16 protein-coding genes are annotated in these 16216 nt (G+C 42.0%); 12 read left to right on the top strand and 4 right to left on the bottom strand.

The features are described from left to right. Nucleotides 1-20: 20 nt before the first annotated feature. The gene (gene paaF / locus BP27_RS0111055) at nucleotides 21-794 is read right to left on the bottom strand and encodes a 2,3-dehydroadipyl-CoA hydratase PaaF (protein WP_027851604.1); all 774 of its coding nucleotides are present in this window, start codon (nucleotides 792-794) and stop codon (nucleotides 21-23) included. A 455-nt stretch (nucleotides 795-1249) separates the two neighbouring features. Here paaF and paaN point away from each other — a divergent pair, with 455 nt between their 5' ends. The 3 genes from paaN (at nucleotide 1250) to BP27_RS0111070 (ending at nucleotide 4464) form a co-directional block, all read left to right on the top strand. After that, the gene (gene paaN / locus BP27_RS0111060; protein WP_027851605.1) at nucleotides 1250-2920 is read left to right on the top strand and encodes a phenylacetic acid degradation protein PaaN; all 1671 of its coding nucleotides are present in this window, start codon (nucleotides 1250-1252) and stop codon (nucleotides 2918-2920) included. 136 nt (nucleotides 2921-3056) lie between these two features. Then, a complete protein-coding gene (paaY, locus tag BP27_RS0111065) occupies nucleotides 3057-3644 on the top strand; it encodes a phenylacetic acid degradation protein PaaY (RefSeq protein WP_027851606.1) in 588 nt (195 codons plus the stop codon). Between the two features lie 34 nt (nucleotides 3645-3678). Then, nucleotides 3679-4464 (top strand): enoyl-CoA hydratase-related protein, encoded by a 786-nt coding sequence (locus tag BP27_RS0111070; RefSeq protein WP_027851607.1) that lies wholly within the window; start codon nucleotides 3679-3681, stop codon nucleotides 4462-4464. 3 nt (nucleotides 4465-4467) lie between these two features. Here BP27_RS0111070 and BP27_RS0111075 read toward each other — a convergent pair whose 3' ends face one another. Together BP27_RS0111075 and BP27_RS0111080 are read right to left on the bottom strand one after the other, a co-directional pair. After that, nucleotides 4468-5211, bottom strand: a complete 744-nt coding sequence (locus BP27_RS0111075; protein ID WP_027851608.1) for a UDP-2,3-diacylglucosamine diphosphatase — start codon at nucleotides 5209-5211, stop codon at nucleotides 4468-4470. A 7-nt stretch (nucleotides 5212-5218) separates the two neighbouring features. Then, on the bottom strand, nucleotides 5219-5731 hold the full coding sequence (locus BP27_RS0111080; protein ID WP_027851609.1) for a peptidylprolyl isomerase: 513 nt from the start codon (nucleotides 5729-5731) through the stop codon (nucleotides 5219-5221). Between the two features lie 105 nt (nucleotides 5732-5836). On the opposite strand from BP27_RS0111080, the gene BP27_RS0111085 reads away from it, so the two are divergent. Together BP27_RS0111085 and cysS are read left to right on the top strand one after the other, a co-directional pair. Beyond that, nucleotides 5837-7522 carry a glutamine--tRNA ligase/YqeY domain fusion protein gene (locus tag BP27_RS0111085; protein ID WP_027851610.1) on the top strand — a complete coding sequence of 562 codons (1686 nt, stop codon included), beginning with the start codon at nucleotides 5837-5839 and terminating at the stop codon, nucleotides 7520-7522. Nucleotide 7523: 1 nt separating this feature from the next. Further along, a complete protein-coding gene (gene cysS / locus BP27_RS0111090) occupies nucleotides 7524-8945 on the top strand; it encodes a cysteine--tRNA ligase (RefSeq protein WP_027851611.1) in 1422 nt (473 codons plus the stop codon). A gap of 64 nt (nucleotides 8946-9009) precedes the next feature. On the opposite strand, the gene BP27_RS0111095 is transcribed toward cysS, so the two are convergent. Continuing rightward, nucleotides 9010-10737, bottom strand: a complete 1728-nt coding sequence (locus tag BP27_RS0111095) for a sigma-54-dependent Fis family transcriptional regulator (RefSeq protein WP_027851612.1) — start codon at nucleotides 10735-10737, stop codon at nucleotides 9010-9012. A gap of 358 nt (nucleotides 10738-11095) precedes the next feature. On the opposite strand from BP27_RS0111095, the gene BP27_RS0111100 reads away from it, so the two are divergent. The 7 genes from BP27_RS0111100 to BP27_RS0111130 all read left to right on the top strand — a co-directional run bounded on the left by BP27_RS0111100 (nucleotide 11096) and on the right by BP27_RS0111130 (nucleotide 16124). Next, nucleotides 11096-11404, top strand: coding sequence for a phenol hydroxylase subunit (locus BP27_RS0111100; RefSeq protein WP_084324587.1), 309 nt, complete (start codon nucleotides 11096-11098; stop codon nucleotides 11402-11404). Between the two features lie 31 nt (nucleotides 11405-11435). Then, complete coding sequence (locus BP27_RS0111105; RefSeq protein ID WP_027851614.1) at nucleotides 11436-12425, top strand: aromatic/alkene monooxygenase hydroxylase subunit beta; 990 nt, start codon at nucleotides 11436-11438, stop codon at nucleotides 12423-12425. A 9-nt stretch (nucleotides 12426-12434) separates the two neighbouring features. Next, complete coding sequence (locus tag BP27_RS0111110) at nucleotides 12435-12704, top strand: MmoB/DmpM family protein (protein ID WP_027851615.1); 270 nt, start codon at nucleotides 12435-12437, stop codon at nucleotides 12702-12704. Nucleotides 12705-12734: 30 nt separating this feature from the next. After that, nucleotides 12735-14243, top strand: a complete 1509-nt coding sequence (locus BP27_RS0111115) for an aromatic/alkene/methane monooxygenase hydroxylase/oxygenase subunit alpha (protein WP_027851616.1) — start codon at nucleotides 12735-12737, stop codon at nucleotides 14241-14243. Nucleotides 14244-14325: 82 nt separating this feature from the next. Then, a complete protein-coding gene (locus BP27_RS0111120) occupies nucleotides 14326-14688 on the top strand; it encodes a phenol hydroxylase subunit P4 (protein ID WP_027851617.1) in 363 nt (120 codons plus the stop codon). 10 nt (nucleotides 14689-14698) lie between these two features. Further along, nucleotides 14699-15760: an NADH:ubiquinone reductase (Na(+)-transporting) subunit F gene (locus BP27_RS0111125; RefSeq protein WP_027851618.1), complete on the top strand. Its 1062-nt coding sequence runs from the start codon at nucleotides 14699-14701 to the stop codon at nucleotides 15758-15760. Between the two features lie 37 nt (nucleotides 15761-15797). Beyond that, complete coding sequence (locus tag BP27_RS0111130; RefSeq protein WP_027851619.1) at nucleotides 15798-16124, top strand: 2Fe-2S iron-sulfur cluster-binding protein; 327 nt, start codon at nucleotides 15798-15800, stop codon at nucleotides 16122-16124. Nucleotides 16125-16216: the final 92 nt, after the last annotated feature.

The following is a 16216-nucleotide window of genomic DNA, read 5'->3' on the forward strand; positions in this document are numbered from 1 at the left end:
CTAGTGGAGGGTGTTAAAAACTAACAACCGGTAAATTTAGGCTTACGCTTTTCTTGGAAAGCTTTTAAGCCTTCAGCGCGGTCAGCTGTGCCAGATAAAACGGTAAAGGCATGGCGCTCGAACCTAAGGCCAGTAGCTAAGTCAGTATCACTGGCTTTATGCACGGCTTCTTTAGTTAAGCGAACAGCTAAGGGTGCTTTGCTGGCAATGGTTTCAGCTATTTGAATGGCGCGTTCAACGGTTAATTCTGTAGGGCAAATTTCACTGATTAATCCAGCTTGCAATGCACGTTGAGCAGAAATTTGTTCACCCGTTAAGGCCATTTGCATAGCTAAGGCAGTACCCACGGCACGCGTTAAGCGTTGTGTACCCCCCGCACCTGGCATAATGCCAAGATTAATTTCTGGCTGACCAAAGCGTGCGTTTTCACCGGCTATAAGGATGTCGGCATGCATGGCTAATTCACAGCCACCACCTAAAGCAAAACCATTAATGGCAGCAATAATAGGTTTTGGAAAACGAGCAATACGTTGCCAGTGAGCAACGCGTGGGTCTTCAAGTATTCCAACTAGATCACGTGCGGCCATTTCATTGATGTCTGCACCTGCGGCAAAAGCTCTTTCGCTGCCAGTTAAAACAACAGTACGGATTTCAGTGTCGAATTCAGCAGCATCAAGCACTGCTGACAATTCACCTAAGAGCTCTGTGTTTAAAGCATTGAGGGCTTGTGGACGATTGAGTGTTATTAATAACACGCCTTTTTCAGGCCCTTGGATAATTAGATTATCTGGCATAAGCAACCTGCTCATTGTTTATTATTTGTTTTACTGCTTAGGTTGTGCCGGTCCTTGAGTAACCTAACTTAATAGCAGCTACCTTCTTTTAGTCTTACTTTTGTCTTGTTTTCTTGTGGCTAAGCTAGCGCTATCTATTGCTAAAATAAGTATATCCAAAAAATGACACTGATCAAGAACTTAATTCTTGTTTTATGTATCGCTTTGACCTGGCTTTAAGTGTAAATGGTTTAAGTCATTGATTTTTTTGGTTTGTATAGTTTTTAGGCTGGTTGAATGATTTGTTTTTGAGCCGTTAGTTTACCTTTTCCGAGTATAAATAAAGCTGATTGCTTTGCTTTGGTGGGTGGATGTGATACAAAAAGCGCGTCTTGTTTTAAATTGTTGATGCTATGTTGGTGCGCTGTATAAATACCTATATTTTAGATAAGCCAAGTTCTTAGGAGACTTATATTATGTCAGCAGTAACACCTGCAGTTTTGTTTGATCGCCATGAAGCACTATTAAATCGTGCCATTGAAGCTATTCATACGCGTGAATACTGGTCACCCTATTCTGAAAACTTAAAAAAATACCCAGAAGAATTAGTTAAATCTGCTCCTGAAGATTTTAAAGCTTTGTGCAATCAGCACTTTGAACTAGAAGGCCCTGCCACTACTAAAAAAATCACAGGTGAGCGTTCACCCTATGGCTTGGATTTAGGCACTAGTTATGACCAGCCAGATATGGGTCAGCTAGTTGATGTTATGCACTCACTTATACCTCAGTGGCGTGATGCTGGCCCTAAAGGTCGTGTGGGTGTGTGTATGGAAATACTGCAACGCCTTAATGATATGAGCCCTTTAATGGGGCATGCCGTTATGCACACCAGTGGGCAAGGCTTTATGATGGCCTTCCAAGCGGGCGCACCTCATGCTCAAGACCGAGCTTTAGAAGCCGTTGTTTACGGTTGGGATGCTATGAATGCAGTACCAGCTACGGCACGTTGGAATAAGCCACAAGGTAAGATGGATCCTTTGGTGATGGATAAGAAATTCACCATCGTACCCAGAGGTGTAGCAGTCGTTATTGGTTGTTCTACCTTCCCTACTTGGAATACCTACCCAGGTTTGTTTGCTAGCCTAGTTACGGGTAACCCAGTGATTGTTAAGCCGCACCCTGCTGCTATTCTGCCTGCTGCTCTAACCGTTAAAGTTGCCCAAGAAGTGCTTAAAGAAGCTGGCCTAGACCCGCAAATTGTTAGTTTAGCAGTTGATACACTAGAAGAACCTGTTGCCAAAGATTTAGTGATGAATCCAAAAGTTAAAGTGATTGACTACACAGGTTCTAGCGTTTTTGGTAACTGGATAGAGCAGAATGCGCTGCACGCTAAAGTATTCACTGAAAAAGCCGGTGTTAACTCAATTATTGTAGATAGCGTGAGTGACTTAAAAGCCGTGACCCGCAACCTGGCTTTCACCCTCAGCCTTTACTCGGGTCAAATGTGTACCACTACTCAGGCTATTTATGTACCTAAAAGCGGCATAGACACCCCTGAAGGTAAGGTAAGCTTTGATGAGTTTGCACAGGCATTAGCTACAGCAACCAGTAAATTCTTAGGCGATAACGACCGTGCTTGCATGGTACTAGGTGCGATTCAATCAGAAGCAACGGCTAAGCGTATTGATGAGTGCCGTAGCTTGGGCGAAATTGTTCTAGATAGCGAAAGCCGTATTCACGCTCAATTCCCAGATGCGCGCATACGCACACCCTTAATTCTTAAAGTAGATGGTAAAGACCAAGCAACCTATTCAGAAGAGCGCTTTGGTCCTATCTCCTTCTTAATTGCCACTGAATCGACTGAAGACTCTATGCGCTTAGCCAAAGAAGTATTGGATGAGCAGGGTGCAATAACCCTGGGTGTTTACTCAACCTCTGACGCTGTTTTAGATCAAGCAGAAGAACTGGCAATGGACGTTAAAGTTGCACTTTCTTGCAACCTAGATGGTGGCGTATTTGTTAACCAGTCCGCTGCCTTTAGTGACTTCCACGCAACCGGTGGCAACCCTGCCGCTAATGCCTGCTTAAGTGATGCTGCCTTCCTAGTGAACCGCTTTGTTGTTGTACAAAGTCGTCGTCACGTTTAACTAGCCTTAGGTTAGTTGTCTTTGCTTTACTGTGACCTAAGCGTCAGCTTTAACCCTGACGCTTAGGTGCAGCTTAAGTTAGTCTGCTTTATTAGGCAGACTCACTTAAACCAGTAAACTTCAAGGAAAATAAAAAATGCCCTGTTATAAAATTGAAGGTGTCACACCTGTTGTACATCCGACCGCCTATGTTCACCCAACAGCGGTATTAATTGGTGATGTACATATTGGTCCTAATTGTTATGTAGGCCCCACCGCTTGTTTGCGTGGTGATTTTGGTCGAATTATTCTTAAAGAAGGCGCTAACGTACAAGATACTTGCGTGATGCATGCTTTTCCTGGCTTAGATGCGGTGGTCGAAAAAGACGGTCATATAGGTCATGGTGCTATTTTGCATGGCTGCATTGTCGGTGAAGATTCCTTAGTGGGTATGAATGCTGTCGTCATGGATGGAGCAAAAATTGCACCACGCTCTATCGTTGCAGCTACGGCTTTTGTTAAAGCAGGTTTTACCTGTGAAGCAGAATCGTTAATTATTGGTTCACCCGCCAAAGTACACCGCAAATTAAGCGCTGAAGAAATTGCTTGGAAACAAGAAGGCACGGGCGAGTACCAGCGTTTAACAAAACGTTGCCTAGCTACGTTAGAAGAGTGCGAGCCTTTAACAAAAGCTGAAGCTAATCGCCCTCAAGTTGATGCTGGTACTACCCAACCCAAACAGTAATCTTATTGATTAGAAAACTAGTGAGAACTAGCCCATGGCTTATGAAAATATTTTAGTAGAAAAAAAAGGTGCGGTGGGTGTTATTACCCTTAATCGACCTAAGGTATATAACGCACTATCCATGGCGTTAATTGCGGAAGTGGGCCAAGCTGTTAATGCTTTTGAGCAAGATGCTGAAGTGGGGTGTCTGCTTATTCAAGGCAGTGAAAAAGTATTTGCAGCTGGCGCGGATATTCCTGAAATGGCCAGTAAAGACTTCCCAGAGCTATTTGCTATGAACTTTCCTTATGTGCAAGGCGATGGCTGGGAAGTATTAGAGTCACGTCGCAAACCTATGCTAGCAGCTGTTTCTGGTATGGCTTTAGGTGGTGGTTGTGAACTAGCCATGGCGTGTGATTTTATTCTAGCTAGTGATACTGCTCGTTTTGGTCAGCCAGAAGTCAAACTTGCAACCATGCCAGGTGCAGGTGGTACGCAACGTTTAACTCGCGCTATAGGTAAAGCTAAAGCCATGGAAATGTGTTTAACCGGCCGTATGATGGATGCATCAGAAGCCGAACGTAGTGGTTTAGTGAGCCGTATTTTACCAGTAGAAGAGCTATTTACTGAGGCTTTAGCAACAGCACAAACCATTGCCGAACAGTCTCGACCAGTCACGGCTTTAATTAAAGATGCGGTTGATCAAGCTTATGAAACCAGCCTAAATGCAGGTATGCGTTTTGAGCGTCATGCTTTCCAAAGTAGTTTTGCTTTTGAGGACCGTAGTGAAGGTATGCAGGCTTTTGTTGAAAAGCGCGCGCCTACTTTTAAAAACCGATAAATTTTAAAAACCGCTAAAACTGAACTCGCTAAGCTGGATATCATCTTTTTCTAGGGTGATTTTCCAGCCTTGCTGGTCGCTCCAATCGCCTAAAACATAACGCTTAGCTGGTAGCTTCTTACCTTTTATCTCTACTTGTAAATTATGCACTGCTGGGCGGTGAGTATGACCATGAATTAGGCAGGTGGTTTGGTGCTTTTCCATTCTGCGTACTACCTCTTGCTGAGTTACATCAACAATATAGCTGGCTTTTTTACGGGTAGCTGACTGGCTTATTTGACGTGCTTTATCTGCAATTTTTAGCCGTAGCTTTAAAGGTAGGTTAAGCAAAAGGTATTTGATAATAGGGTTATGTAATACACGGCGCATTCTTTGGTAGCCAACATCTTGCGTACACAGCAAATCGCCGTGCATCAGCAAAATAGGTTGACCAAAAGGTGTAATGACACTAGGGTCTTTCAAAAGGGTGCAGGAAGCTTGTTTACAAAAACTTTCGCCCAGCGCAAAATCACGGTTGCCCTGCATAATAAAAACTTGGGTTCCTTGTTCTGCCAGCTGCTTTAATGCCCCAGCAATCTTTTTATGAAAAACTGTCATCGCATCGTCACCTACCCAGTAATTAAAAATATCACCTAGTAAGTAGATTTTTTGCGCTTGCACGGCATCCGTTTTTAAAAACTGCAAAAAAGCCCGGGTTAAAACCGGGCGATCTTCCTGCAAATGCATATCTGAAATAAAGAGTAACATTAGGAAGTTAGTCTAGGAGAACAGCTTTTTCGATAATAACATTGTCAACAGGTACATCTTGGTGACCCTGCTTGTTGCCAGTAGCGACACCTTTAATTTTTTCAACAATATCCATGCCTTCAGTAACTTTACCGAAAACAGCATAGCCCCAACCTTGAGTGTTTTTACTCGTATGGTTTAAAAAGTCGTTGTCTTTTACGTTAATAAAAAACTGTGCGCTGGCTGAGTGAGGGTCCATAGTACGTGCCATAGCAACACTGCCGTTGACATTACTTAGGCCATTGTCGGCTTCATTTTCTACTGGCTCTTGGGTAGGCTTTTGTTTGAAATCAGCATCAAAGCCACCACCTTGTACCATAAAGTTACTGATTACACGGTGAAAAATAGTACCATCATAGTGACCGCTTTCCACATAGCTAATAAAGTTAGCCACAGTTTTAGGGGCTTTTTCAGCATTAAGTTCTAGTAAAATATCACCAAAATTAGTGGTTAGGCGAACCTGAGGGTTGCTGTCAGACATAGTAATCTCCGTTAATTCAAAGGTGCACGCCTGTATAGGGCGGCTTGCATCCGCTATAATACTTTTCTTTAGGTATTTTAACCAACCTGTTATAGAGCGAGTCTTATGAGTCAGCCCGAAATGATTGCTGCAACCAACTTTATTCGCAACATGATTATTCAGCAGCGTGAAGCAGGTCAACAGCAAAAAGTAATCACCCGTTTTCCTCCAGAGCCCAATGGTTTCCTGCATATAGGTCATGCTAAAAGTATTTGTTTAAACTTTGGCATAGCAAAAGAATTTGGTGGCGATTGCCATTTGCGCTTCGATGACACCAACCCAGAAAAAGAAAGCCAAGCGTTTATTGATGCCATTAAAGAAGATGTTAACTGGCTAGGATTTGAATGGACAGGCGAGGTGCGCTTTGCTTCTGACTATTTTGAACAGCTCTTTGATTGGGCGGTTGACCTAATAAATAATGGTAAAGCTTATGTTTGTGAGCTAAATGCTGAACAAATGCGTGAGTACCGTGGCACTTTAACCGAACCAGGTACTAACAGCCCTTTTCGTGAACGCAGTATCGAAGAAAACCTTGCCGAATTTAATAAAATGCGGGCAGGTGACTATCCTAATGGTGCCAAGGTGTTACGCGCTAAAATTGATATGACAGCGCCCAACATCAATTTGCGTGACCCTATTCTTTACCGCATACGCCACCAAGAGCATCACCAAACAGGTAATAAGTGGTGTATTTACCCTAGCTATGATTTTACCCATGGCCAGTCAGATGCAATCGAAGGCATTAGCCACTCACTCTGTACGCTAGAGTTTGAAGACCATCGCCCCTTGTATGAATGGTTTTTAAATAACTTACCTGTGCCAACAAAACCCGTACAAACCGAGTTTGCACGCCTAAATATAAATTACACAGTCACTTCTAAGCGTAAACTCAAACTCTTGGTTGATGAAGGTGTGGTGAAGGGTTGGGATGACCCACGCATGCCCACCATTTCAGGTTTGCGCCGTCGTGGTTATACACCTAAATCTTTACGAGATTTTTGCGACATGATTGGTGTTAACCGTTCCGGTGGTGTAGTTGATATTGGAATGCTGCACTTTGCTCTGCGTAGCGATTTAGAACACTCAGCCAAACGCGCTATGCTAGTGCTTAATCCCATTAAAGTAGTGATTACTAACTGGGAAGAAGGCCGTGAAGAAATGCTAAGCTCACCTAGCCACCCAGCTAGAGAAGAACTAGGTGAGCGTACTTTGCCTTTCACTAAAGAGTTATACATAGATAGTAACGACTTTATGGAAGAGCCACCCAAAAAATTCTTCCGCTTAGCACCCGGTCAAGAAGTTCGTTTGCGTAATGCTTGGGTCATTCGTTGTGATGAAGTCATTAAAGATGCAGCAGGCAATATAATTGAACTGCGTTGCAGCCATGACCCAGACACCCTAGGCAAAAACCCTGAAGGCCGCAAAGTAAAAGGCGTTATTCACTGGGTTAGCGCAACGCACGGTCTTCCAGCTGAGGTGCGCTTATACGATAATCTTTTCCAAGTTGAGTCCCCGGATTCAGATAAAGATGTCGACTTCTTAGAACACTTAAGCGCAGACTCATTAAGTGTGGTAGAGGCTATAGCCGAACCTAGTCTTGCCACTGCACAAGCCGAAGACCGCTTTCAATTTGAGCGGGTGGGTTACTTTTGTGCTGATCGTTACGACCACCAGCCAGGTACTAAATTAGTCTTTAACCGCACCGTTAGCCTTAAAGATACTTGGGCAAAAATTCAGAAAAAACAGGGTTGAAATGAAGAGCTTACCGCAACTTAAAATTTACAATACCTTAACGCGCAAAAAGGAAGTTTTTACACCGCTAGAAGCTGGCAAAGTTAAAATGTATGTTTGTGGTATTACCGTATATGACCTTTGTCATCTTGGCCATGCAAGGGTAATGGTCGCCTTCGATATGATCACCCGTTATTTGCGTACCCGTGGTTACGAGGTGAATTATGTGCGTAACATTACCGATATAGATGACAAAATTCTTAAGCGCGCTGACGAAAATAATGAAACCATAGGTGAACTAACTGAGCGCATGATTAAAGCCATGCATGAAGATGAAGCTAAGCTAGGCGTATTACGCCCAGACAGCGAGCCGCGTGCGACAGCTTATATCACCGAAATCATTAACCTAATTCAAACCCTAGAAGAAAAGGGTTATGCCTATGCTGCAAGCAATGGTGATGTTTACTACCGAGTGCGTAAGTTTGAAAATTACGGTCAGCTAACCAACCGCAACCTAGATGAAATGCAAGCTGGCTCTAGAGTTGAGGTGGATTCTTTTAAAGAAGACCCACTTGATTTTGTACTTTGGAAAGCTGCCAAGCCAACCGAAGCTAGCTGGCCTTCACCTTGGGGTGATGGTCGCCCAGGTTGGCACATAGAATGTTCAGCTATGTCAACCTGCTGCTTAGGTAACACTTTTGATATTCATGGCGGTGGTCCCGATCTACCTTTTCCACACCATGAAAATGAAATAGCTCAAAGCGAGGCGGCCACAGGTCAAAAGTATGTAAACACCTGGATGCACGCTGGCGCGGTTCGCGTTGATCAAGAAAAGATGTCTAAATCGTTAGGTAACTTTTTTACCATTCGTGATGTGCTAGAAAAGTATGATGCCGAAGTTATTCGCTATTTATTATTAGCTAGCCATTACCGATCAGCCATTAACTACGCAGAAAGCGCTTTGCAGGATGCTCGAAAAAACCTAGAACGTTTTTACACAGCTTTACAAAACATTAAGCCAGTTGAAAATGCTGACCTAGTTGCTTCTGCAGGGGAATGGCGTAGTCAGTTTTTTTCTGCCATGGATGATGACTTTAACACCCCAGAAGCTTTTGCTGTTTTGTTTGACTTAGCGCGAAGTTTAAATCGTGCTGGTTTACAAGATGACCAACCCCTAACAGAAGCTTTAGCTTTTGAGTTGCGAGACTTGGGTGGAATCATGGGTATGTTGCAGCAAGATGCAGACGACTTCTTAAAAGGTAAAGCACTAACTAGGCAGCAGTCTATTAACCCTGATGTAATAGAAACCTTGATTGAAAAGCGCCTCTTAGCCAAGCAGGATAGAAATTTTGCTGAAGCCGATAGAATAAGAGAAGAGTTAGAGTCGCAGGGTATTCTGCTAAAAGACACTAAAGATGGTACTAGCTGGACTAAAGCTAGTTAAGTTTTGGATGGTAAGTGTTAACTAACCGGGCAAGATTTAAGGCTAGTTAACACTAACTTAGCCCTTAATGACTGGGTTTATTTTCTTCTTTTGTTTCCTCTATCCGTTTTAAGCGATATGCAAAAGCTGCACGACTAAGACCTAACATTCTGGCAGCAACAGATACCTTACCTTCAGCGTTTTGCATTGCTTTTTCGATGAGTGTTTCTTCTAGTTCAGTAAGGCTAATTTGGTTGTAAAGTACCTGTTCAGCTAGAGTAGTTTTTAGGTAGCTTTTGTTGTCAACAATTTCAATTTGACCAGACTGTTGATTGATTTTTCTAACATCACCTGTTTGAGTGTTTAGAGAAGAGTGCCCAGCATTAAATAAGGTCATTTCTGTAATTGAGTTTTGCTCATCAGTAAGAATTATGCCTCGTTCAATGGTGTTTTCTAGCTCACGAATATTGCCCGGCCAGTTGTAGCTATGCAGCGCTTCAATGGCTAAATCTGTAAACCCTAAAGTGGTTTTTTTATACTGTTTCTCGTAGCGTTTACGAAAATGCTCTGCTAAAAGAACTATGTCATTTTTGCGCTCTCTTAGGGGAGGAATAATGACTGTGTAGGCATTAATACGGTAGAAAAGATCTTGTCTAAATCGTCCTTCCTTTACTGCAACGGCTAAGTCCTCATTGGTTGCAGCAACTACTCTTACATCAATTTTGCGGGTTTGATTATCACCGACTCGCTCTATTTCACCTTCTTGTAAAGTGCGTAGTAAAGCTGCCTGAGCGCGGGCACTGAGCTCAATAATTTCGTCTAAAAAAATAGTACCGCCATTGGCACGCTCAAATCGACCTTTACGCGATTGGGTTGCACCAGTATAGGCACCCTTTTCAACACCAAAAAGTTCAGATTCAATTAATTCAGGTGGAATAGCTGCACAGTTAACAGCCACAAAAGGCTGATCATTACGTTGACTCATACTATGAACGCGTCGAGCAAGTACCTCCTTACCTGTACCTGTTTCACCTAGCAACAGCATAGTTACTTCAGAATTAGCACCTTTATCTATCATAGCCAATGCACTGGTAAAAGGAGGGGCTTCACCCAGCGCTTTATGCATGCTTTCAGGGCTGTAGGCTAGAGTTTGTTCTAAATCAGCGAGGCGTGATTGCAGTTCGTAAAGCTCATCGATTAAGGGTGCTTCTCTAAATAACAAACTGAACTCTTCGTGGTCTGGCCATTCATTTGCTAGCTTACCAACGATACGGCATTGGTGATCTCCCTGCCCACAACATTCGACTTCTCTAAATTGGATATCCATACCCGCAAAGTGACTAGAATAAGCACAGGCATAACCTAGCAGTATCCAACAAGCAGGTTCGTTTAATTGACCTAAAGTAGTTCTGCAGATTTCTACTTCAAAAGAATCAATCCATTCAAATTCAGCGTAAAAATGCTTTTTTTCTAAATCACACTCAAGCACTAGTGGTATGGCTTTAACCATACCGCGCAAATTATGCAGCATTGGACCCACTAAAAATGCCTGATCAGGTTCAGAGTCATTCTCAATATCAAGTGCTAGTTCTGCATCTTTTAATCCTGAAAAGTAACCCAGTCGCATAAAAAAACCCTTGCCCCTTTCTTGACCTAGGGTTGTAAGGATCTCTTTTCTAAAACTAGATAAGGCACCTAAGCTCATAAGCACTGAACGTTGTTCAGCTAGCCAAATTTTGCCTTCCTCAGGACTAAATTTTAGTTTTTTTAAAAGCTGCTCAAAATTTGGCAGCTGAAGGTTTTTTTCTGACACTTTTACACCTAGCTATTTGTAGTTGTTATAGGTTTTGTTATTGAAGAGCCATTAATTTAAGAGTCGATTCGTTCAGTATACTCCTAAATAATGTTAAAAAATTATTCCCTGCATTTATAAAATACCCACAAGTCAGCAGTTTGATCAAAAGATCAATTTGATAATTTAGGTTGATCTTTTGATGAAGTTTATAGTTGATTTTTGACTTTGTTAGAAAATAAAAAAACACACTTAATTATTAGTTATTCATTTATAAAACAAGGGCTTATATTTATTTTTGTTTTTTTGGCACGCTGGTTGCAACGGTACACTTGTAGATAAATGACTAACCCAAAAATAAAAACTAGGGGAATCTAGAATGTCACGTTTACAAGCAGTTCAAAAGCAGTCTATAGCTTCTAGCTATGGTTTGCCTAATCTCACTAAGTATATACGAGTGCGCAGTAAGCCAGATGCACGGTTCGTTGAGTTTGACTTTGCAATAGGAGAACCCTCTCTGTTTGTAGAGTTGATAATGCCTCCAGCTGTTTTCAAGGTTTTTTGCACTAATAATGCCGTTGTTCATATGACAGATGAGCAGATGGCTGATGTTGATGCAGAGCTAGAGAAATGGCGCTATGGCGATGAAGACACTTTGATGTCACAAAATCGCAACCGATCCGCTTAATAACAATAAAACAACTGATGGGTAAGAGCTGATGACAATTGAAATAAAAACAGCAACTTTACAGCCAATACGCAATACTTTTGCCAATATTGAACGGCGCTTTGGAGATAAGCTAGCTTCACGCTATCAAGAAGCAACCTATGACCTCCAAGGCGAAGTAAACTTCCATTACCGTCCATTATGGCAGCCACAGCACGAGCTGAACGATAAAAGTCGTACACAAATAAAAATGGCAGACTGGTACGACCTTAAAGATCCTCGCCAGTTTTACTATGGTACTTATGTGCAGCAACGTGCCAAGCATCAAGAAGCAACTGAAACTAATTACAGCTTTTTTGATAAACGTGGTTTAGCCGAGCATTTACCTGAAGAAGTTAAATCACACCTAATTACCTACCTAATTCCCTTACGTCATGTTGAACATACAGCGAACCTAAACAATATGTATGGCTGCGCTTTTGGTTATGGCACCGCAATTACTCAGGCGTTGCTCTATAACGCAATGGATAGGCTGGGTAATGCTCAATACCTTTCAAGAATTGGCCTGTTATTAGATGGCAATAGTTCTGAATCTTTAGCTACAGCTAAACAAGAGTGGATAAAAAATCCTGCTTGGCAAGACATGCGAGCTTTGTGTGAAGAAATGACCACTGTTGAAGACTGGTTTGAGGTTTTTATTGCTCAAGACCTAGTTGTCGATACGCTGATCTTTAATATTTTTTATGAGCAGTTAGACGAAAAGTTAGCCGCTATGGGTGGTCGAGATGTCGCTCTACTTACTGAGTTTATGCACGTATGGAGTAAAGATAGCAGCCGTTGGTTAGATAGTGTTTTGAAAACGGTGGCTAGTGAATCTGAAGACAATCGTGCACTTCTTGAAAGTTGGGTTAAACAATGGCGTCAAAAAACTCTAGAAGCACTAAAACCTATTGCTGCAGCTATGTTGGATAACAGTGATGCCCTGGATGTAGCAGATGCACAGCTAGAAACACGCCTCAATAAAATTGGTATTACTCGCTAAGGAGTCAACATGTCAAAGGTTTATTTAGCACTACAAGATAATGACGATTCTCGTTATATCGTTGAAGCAATTGTTGACGACAATCCAACTGCTACGGTTATTAACCAGCCAGCCATGATCCGAATTGAGAATGATGGGCAGTTAGTAGTACGTAGAGCCTCTGTAGAAGAGAAAATTGGGCGAGATTGGGATATGCAAGAACTGCATTTAAGCCTAATTACTCTTGGTGGCAACGTTGATGAAGATGAAGATCAACTGAGTCTGAACTGGAATACTTAAGTTAAACACAATAATAAAAAGGTAAATATTATGGTTGCTAAAAAACTTAACCTTAAAGAAAAATACCGTGCACTAACACGCGACTTAGACTGGGACTACGACTATGCCGATCGTAAAAAAGCTTTTCCTTACGAAGAGTTTGAAGGCATTAAAATTACTGACTGGTCTAAATGGGAAGATCCCTTCCGTTTGACTATGGATTCTTATTGGAAATATCAGGCTGAAAAAGAAAAGAAGCTTTATGCTATTTTTGATGCTTTCTCACAGAACAATGGTCACTTAAACGTAACAGATGCACGCTATGTTAATGCGATTAAGTTGTTTTTAACCGGTGTATCACCGCTTGAATACCAAGCTTTCCAAGGTTATGCCCATGTGGGTCGTCAGTTTGGTGGAGCCGGTGCACGGGTTGCTTGTCAGATGCAATCCATTGATGAGCTGCGTCATGTACAAACTCAAATTCATGCCATGAGCCATTACAATAAATTTTTTGATGGCTTTCAAGACTGGACACATATGCATGACCGTGTTTGGTACTTGTCAGTACCTAAATCTTTTTTTGATGATGCGCGTTCTGCAGGTCCCTTTGAGTTCTTAGTTGCGATTAGTTTTAGTTTTGAATACGTTTTAACTAACTTGTTGTTTGTACCTTTTATGTCAGGTGCAGCGCACAACGGTGATATGGCTACCTGTACGTTTGGTTTTTCAGCTCAGTCTGATGAAGCTCGCCATATGACTTTAGGCTTAGAGATTATTAAGTTTCTACTTGAGCAGCATGAAGACAACGTACCCATTGTACAAAAATGGATTGATAAGTGGTTTTGGCGTGGCACACGCTTACTAGCGCTTGTTGGAATGATGATGGACTACATGTTGCCCAACAAGGTGATGTCCTGGAAAGAAGCTTGGGAAGTTTATTTTGAAGATGCCGGTGGCGCGCTTTTTAAAGATTTAGCGCGTTACGGCATTCGCATGCCTAAATTTGTAGAAACAACAGCTAAAGAAAAAGAGCACATTTCTCACCAAGCTTGGTGGATCTTTTATACCCATGGCCACGCTGCTGGCTTCCACACTTGGATTCCTAGTGCAGAAGAAATGGATTGGTTAAGTGAAAAGTACCCAGATACCTTCGATAAATACTACCGCCCACGTTGGGAGTTAGCAAAAGAAATGGAGGATAGGGGGGAGCGTTTTTACACCAATGGCTTGCCACAACTTTGCACTACCTGTCAGATTCCTATGGGCTTTACTGAAATGGATAACCCTACTCAAATCTCGTATCGCTCGAGTGATTTTGAAGGTGAAAAATACCATTTCTGTTCAGATGGCTGTAAACATATTTTTGATGAAGAGCCCGAAAAGTATGTGCAATCTTGGCTACCTGTACACCAAATATATCAAGGTAACTGTGGTGGTGCAGATGTGGAAACAGTATTACGTGAGTACTACAAAATGAATCTAGGTGAAGACAATATGGACTTCAAGGGTTCACCAGATGAGAAGCGTTGGAATGAATGGAAAGGTAAAGGCGTAGCTTAATAAACTATTACAACCTGAATAATAAAAACAGAGCTACTAGGAAAGGTTTTACCTAGTAGCTCCCTAAACGGGAATTAATACCATGCCAGTCGTAGCTATAACACCTGATTATAAGTTTGAAGCAAAAGATCGTTTTGAAAACTTTCATGGCAATCAAATTGTTTATGTGGGTTGGGATCATCACCTAATGTTTTGTGCTGCTTTTGCCTACCCATTACCACCAACCACCACTTTTGCAGACCTAAGAGACAAGGTAATGCCTGAAGGTTTTGCTGTGCACCCTGAATACAGCAAAATTAATTGGGAAACTGCCACTTGGCTATTAGATAACGAACCTTTTAAACCACAGTTAGATAAAAGTCTAGAAGAACAGGGTATAGGCCATAAGTCATTACTAAGGTTTCAAACCCCTGAGCTTAAGGGTTACAAGAACGCGGGAGTTTGAGGAGAAAGTTATGTCCTATCAGGTAACAGTTGAACCAACAGGTGATCTTGTTGAAGTAGAAGAAGGGCAAACCCTGTTAGATGCAGCATTAAGGCAGGGTGTATGGCTACCTTTTGCTTGCGGACATGGAACCTGTGGTACTTGCAAAGTACAGGTGCTTGAGGGTGATGTAGATGTTGGTGCTGCCTCACCTTTTGCACTGATGGATATGGAGCGTGAAGAAGGCGTTGTTTTAGCTTGCTGTGCACTACCTGAGTCTGACTTAGTTATTGAAGCTGATATAGATGTTGATCCAGATTTTGCTGGTTATCAAATTGAAGATTATCAAGCAAAGGTAGTTTCTATAGAGGAGCTATCGCCCACTATTAAAGGTATTCGACTAGCACTAGATCGGCCTATGCAATTTCAGGCAGGTCAATATGTGAACCTTAATTTACCTGGTGTTGAAGGAAGTCGAGCATTTTCAATTGCTAACTCACCTGCTAACGCAAGCTATGTTGATTTACATGTGCGGCTAGTACCTGAAGGTAAAGGAACTGGCTGGATTCACCAAACCATGAAAGTGGGTGATGAATTAGAAGTTTCAGGCCCTTATGGACAATTTTTTGTTCGTAAGACTGATGACAAGGATGTCATCTTTATTGCTGGTGGCTCTGGCTTATCTAGCCCGCTTTCAATGATTAGTGACTTACTTGAAATGGGTGATGAGAGGCAAATTTATCTCTTTCAAGGTGCCAGAAATTTAGCTGAGCTTTACAAGAAATCTGAACTAGAAGCTTTGGCGGAGCAGCACAGTAACTTTCATTACCTACCTGCTTTAAATGACGCTTTGGCTAGTGATGATTGGCAAGGTTTTTGTGGTTTTGTACACGAAGCAGCGAGTGATCACTTTAAAGGCCGCTTGTCTGGCCATAAAGCTTATTTGTGTGGTCCACCACCGATGATTGATGCAGCTATCACTATGTTGATGCAGGGACGTGTATTTGAAGCAGATATCCATATGGAGAAGTTTTTAACTGCGGCAGATGGTGCAACGGCAGATTCAAAATCAGCCCTTTTTAAACGCATTTAATAAGCTTAAGCGTATTTAGCTAGTTAAAAGGTTAATTATGAGCATAAAAAATATTTGCCAGATATCCGTTACTAATCGTCAACAAGTGTTCCAGGTGCCTAGGGGTGAACCATTGCTAATGGCTATGGCAAAACTAAGTCAACGCGCTATTCACGTAGGCTGTCGAGGAGGAGGTTGTGGACTTTGTAAAGTCAAAGTTCTGCAAGGTGATTATCAGACTAAGCGTATGAGTAAAGCCCATATTAGCGAAGAAGAAGCAGCCATGGGTTTTGCTTTAGCTTGTCGATTAACACCTTTAAGTGATTTAGAGCTTGAATCTGATCACTTCCAATTAAGAAAGCAACAAATACAACAAGCAATATAAAAACCTGGATTCAACTCTCAAGTGCAACTCATTAAACTAGGATTGGATGGCAAGCTGCTGTAGCATCTTATGCTTTTCAATCGACCAAGAAT

Source organism: Marinospirillum insulare DSM 21763 (assembly GCF_000686905.1).
GTDB classification, from domain to species: Bacteria; Pseudomonadota; Gammaproteobacteria; order Pseudomonadales; family Halomonadaceae; genus Marinospirillum; species Marinospirillum insulare.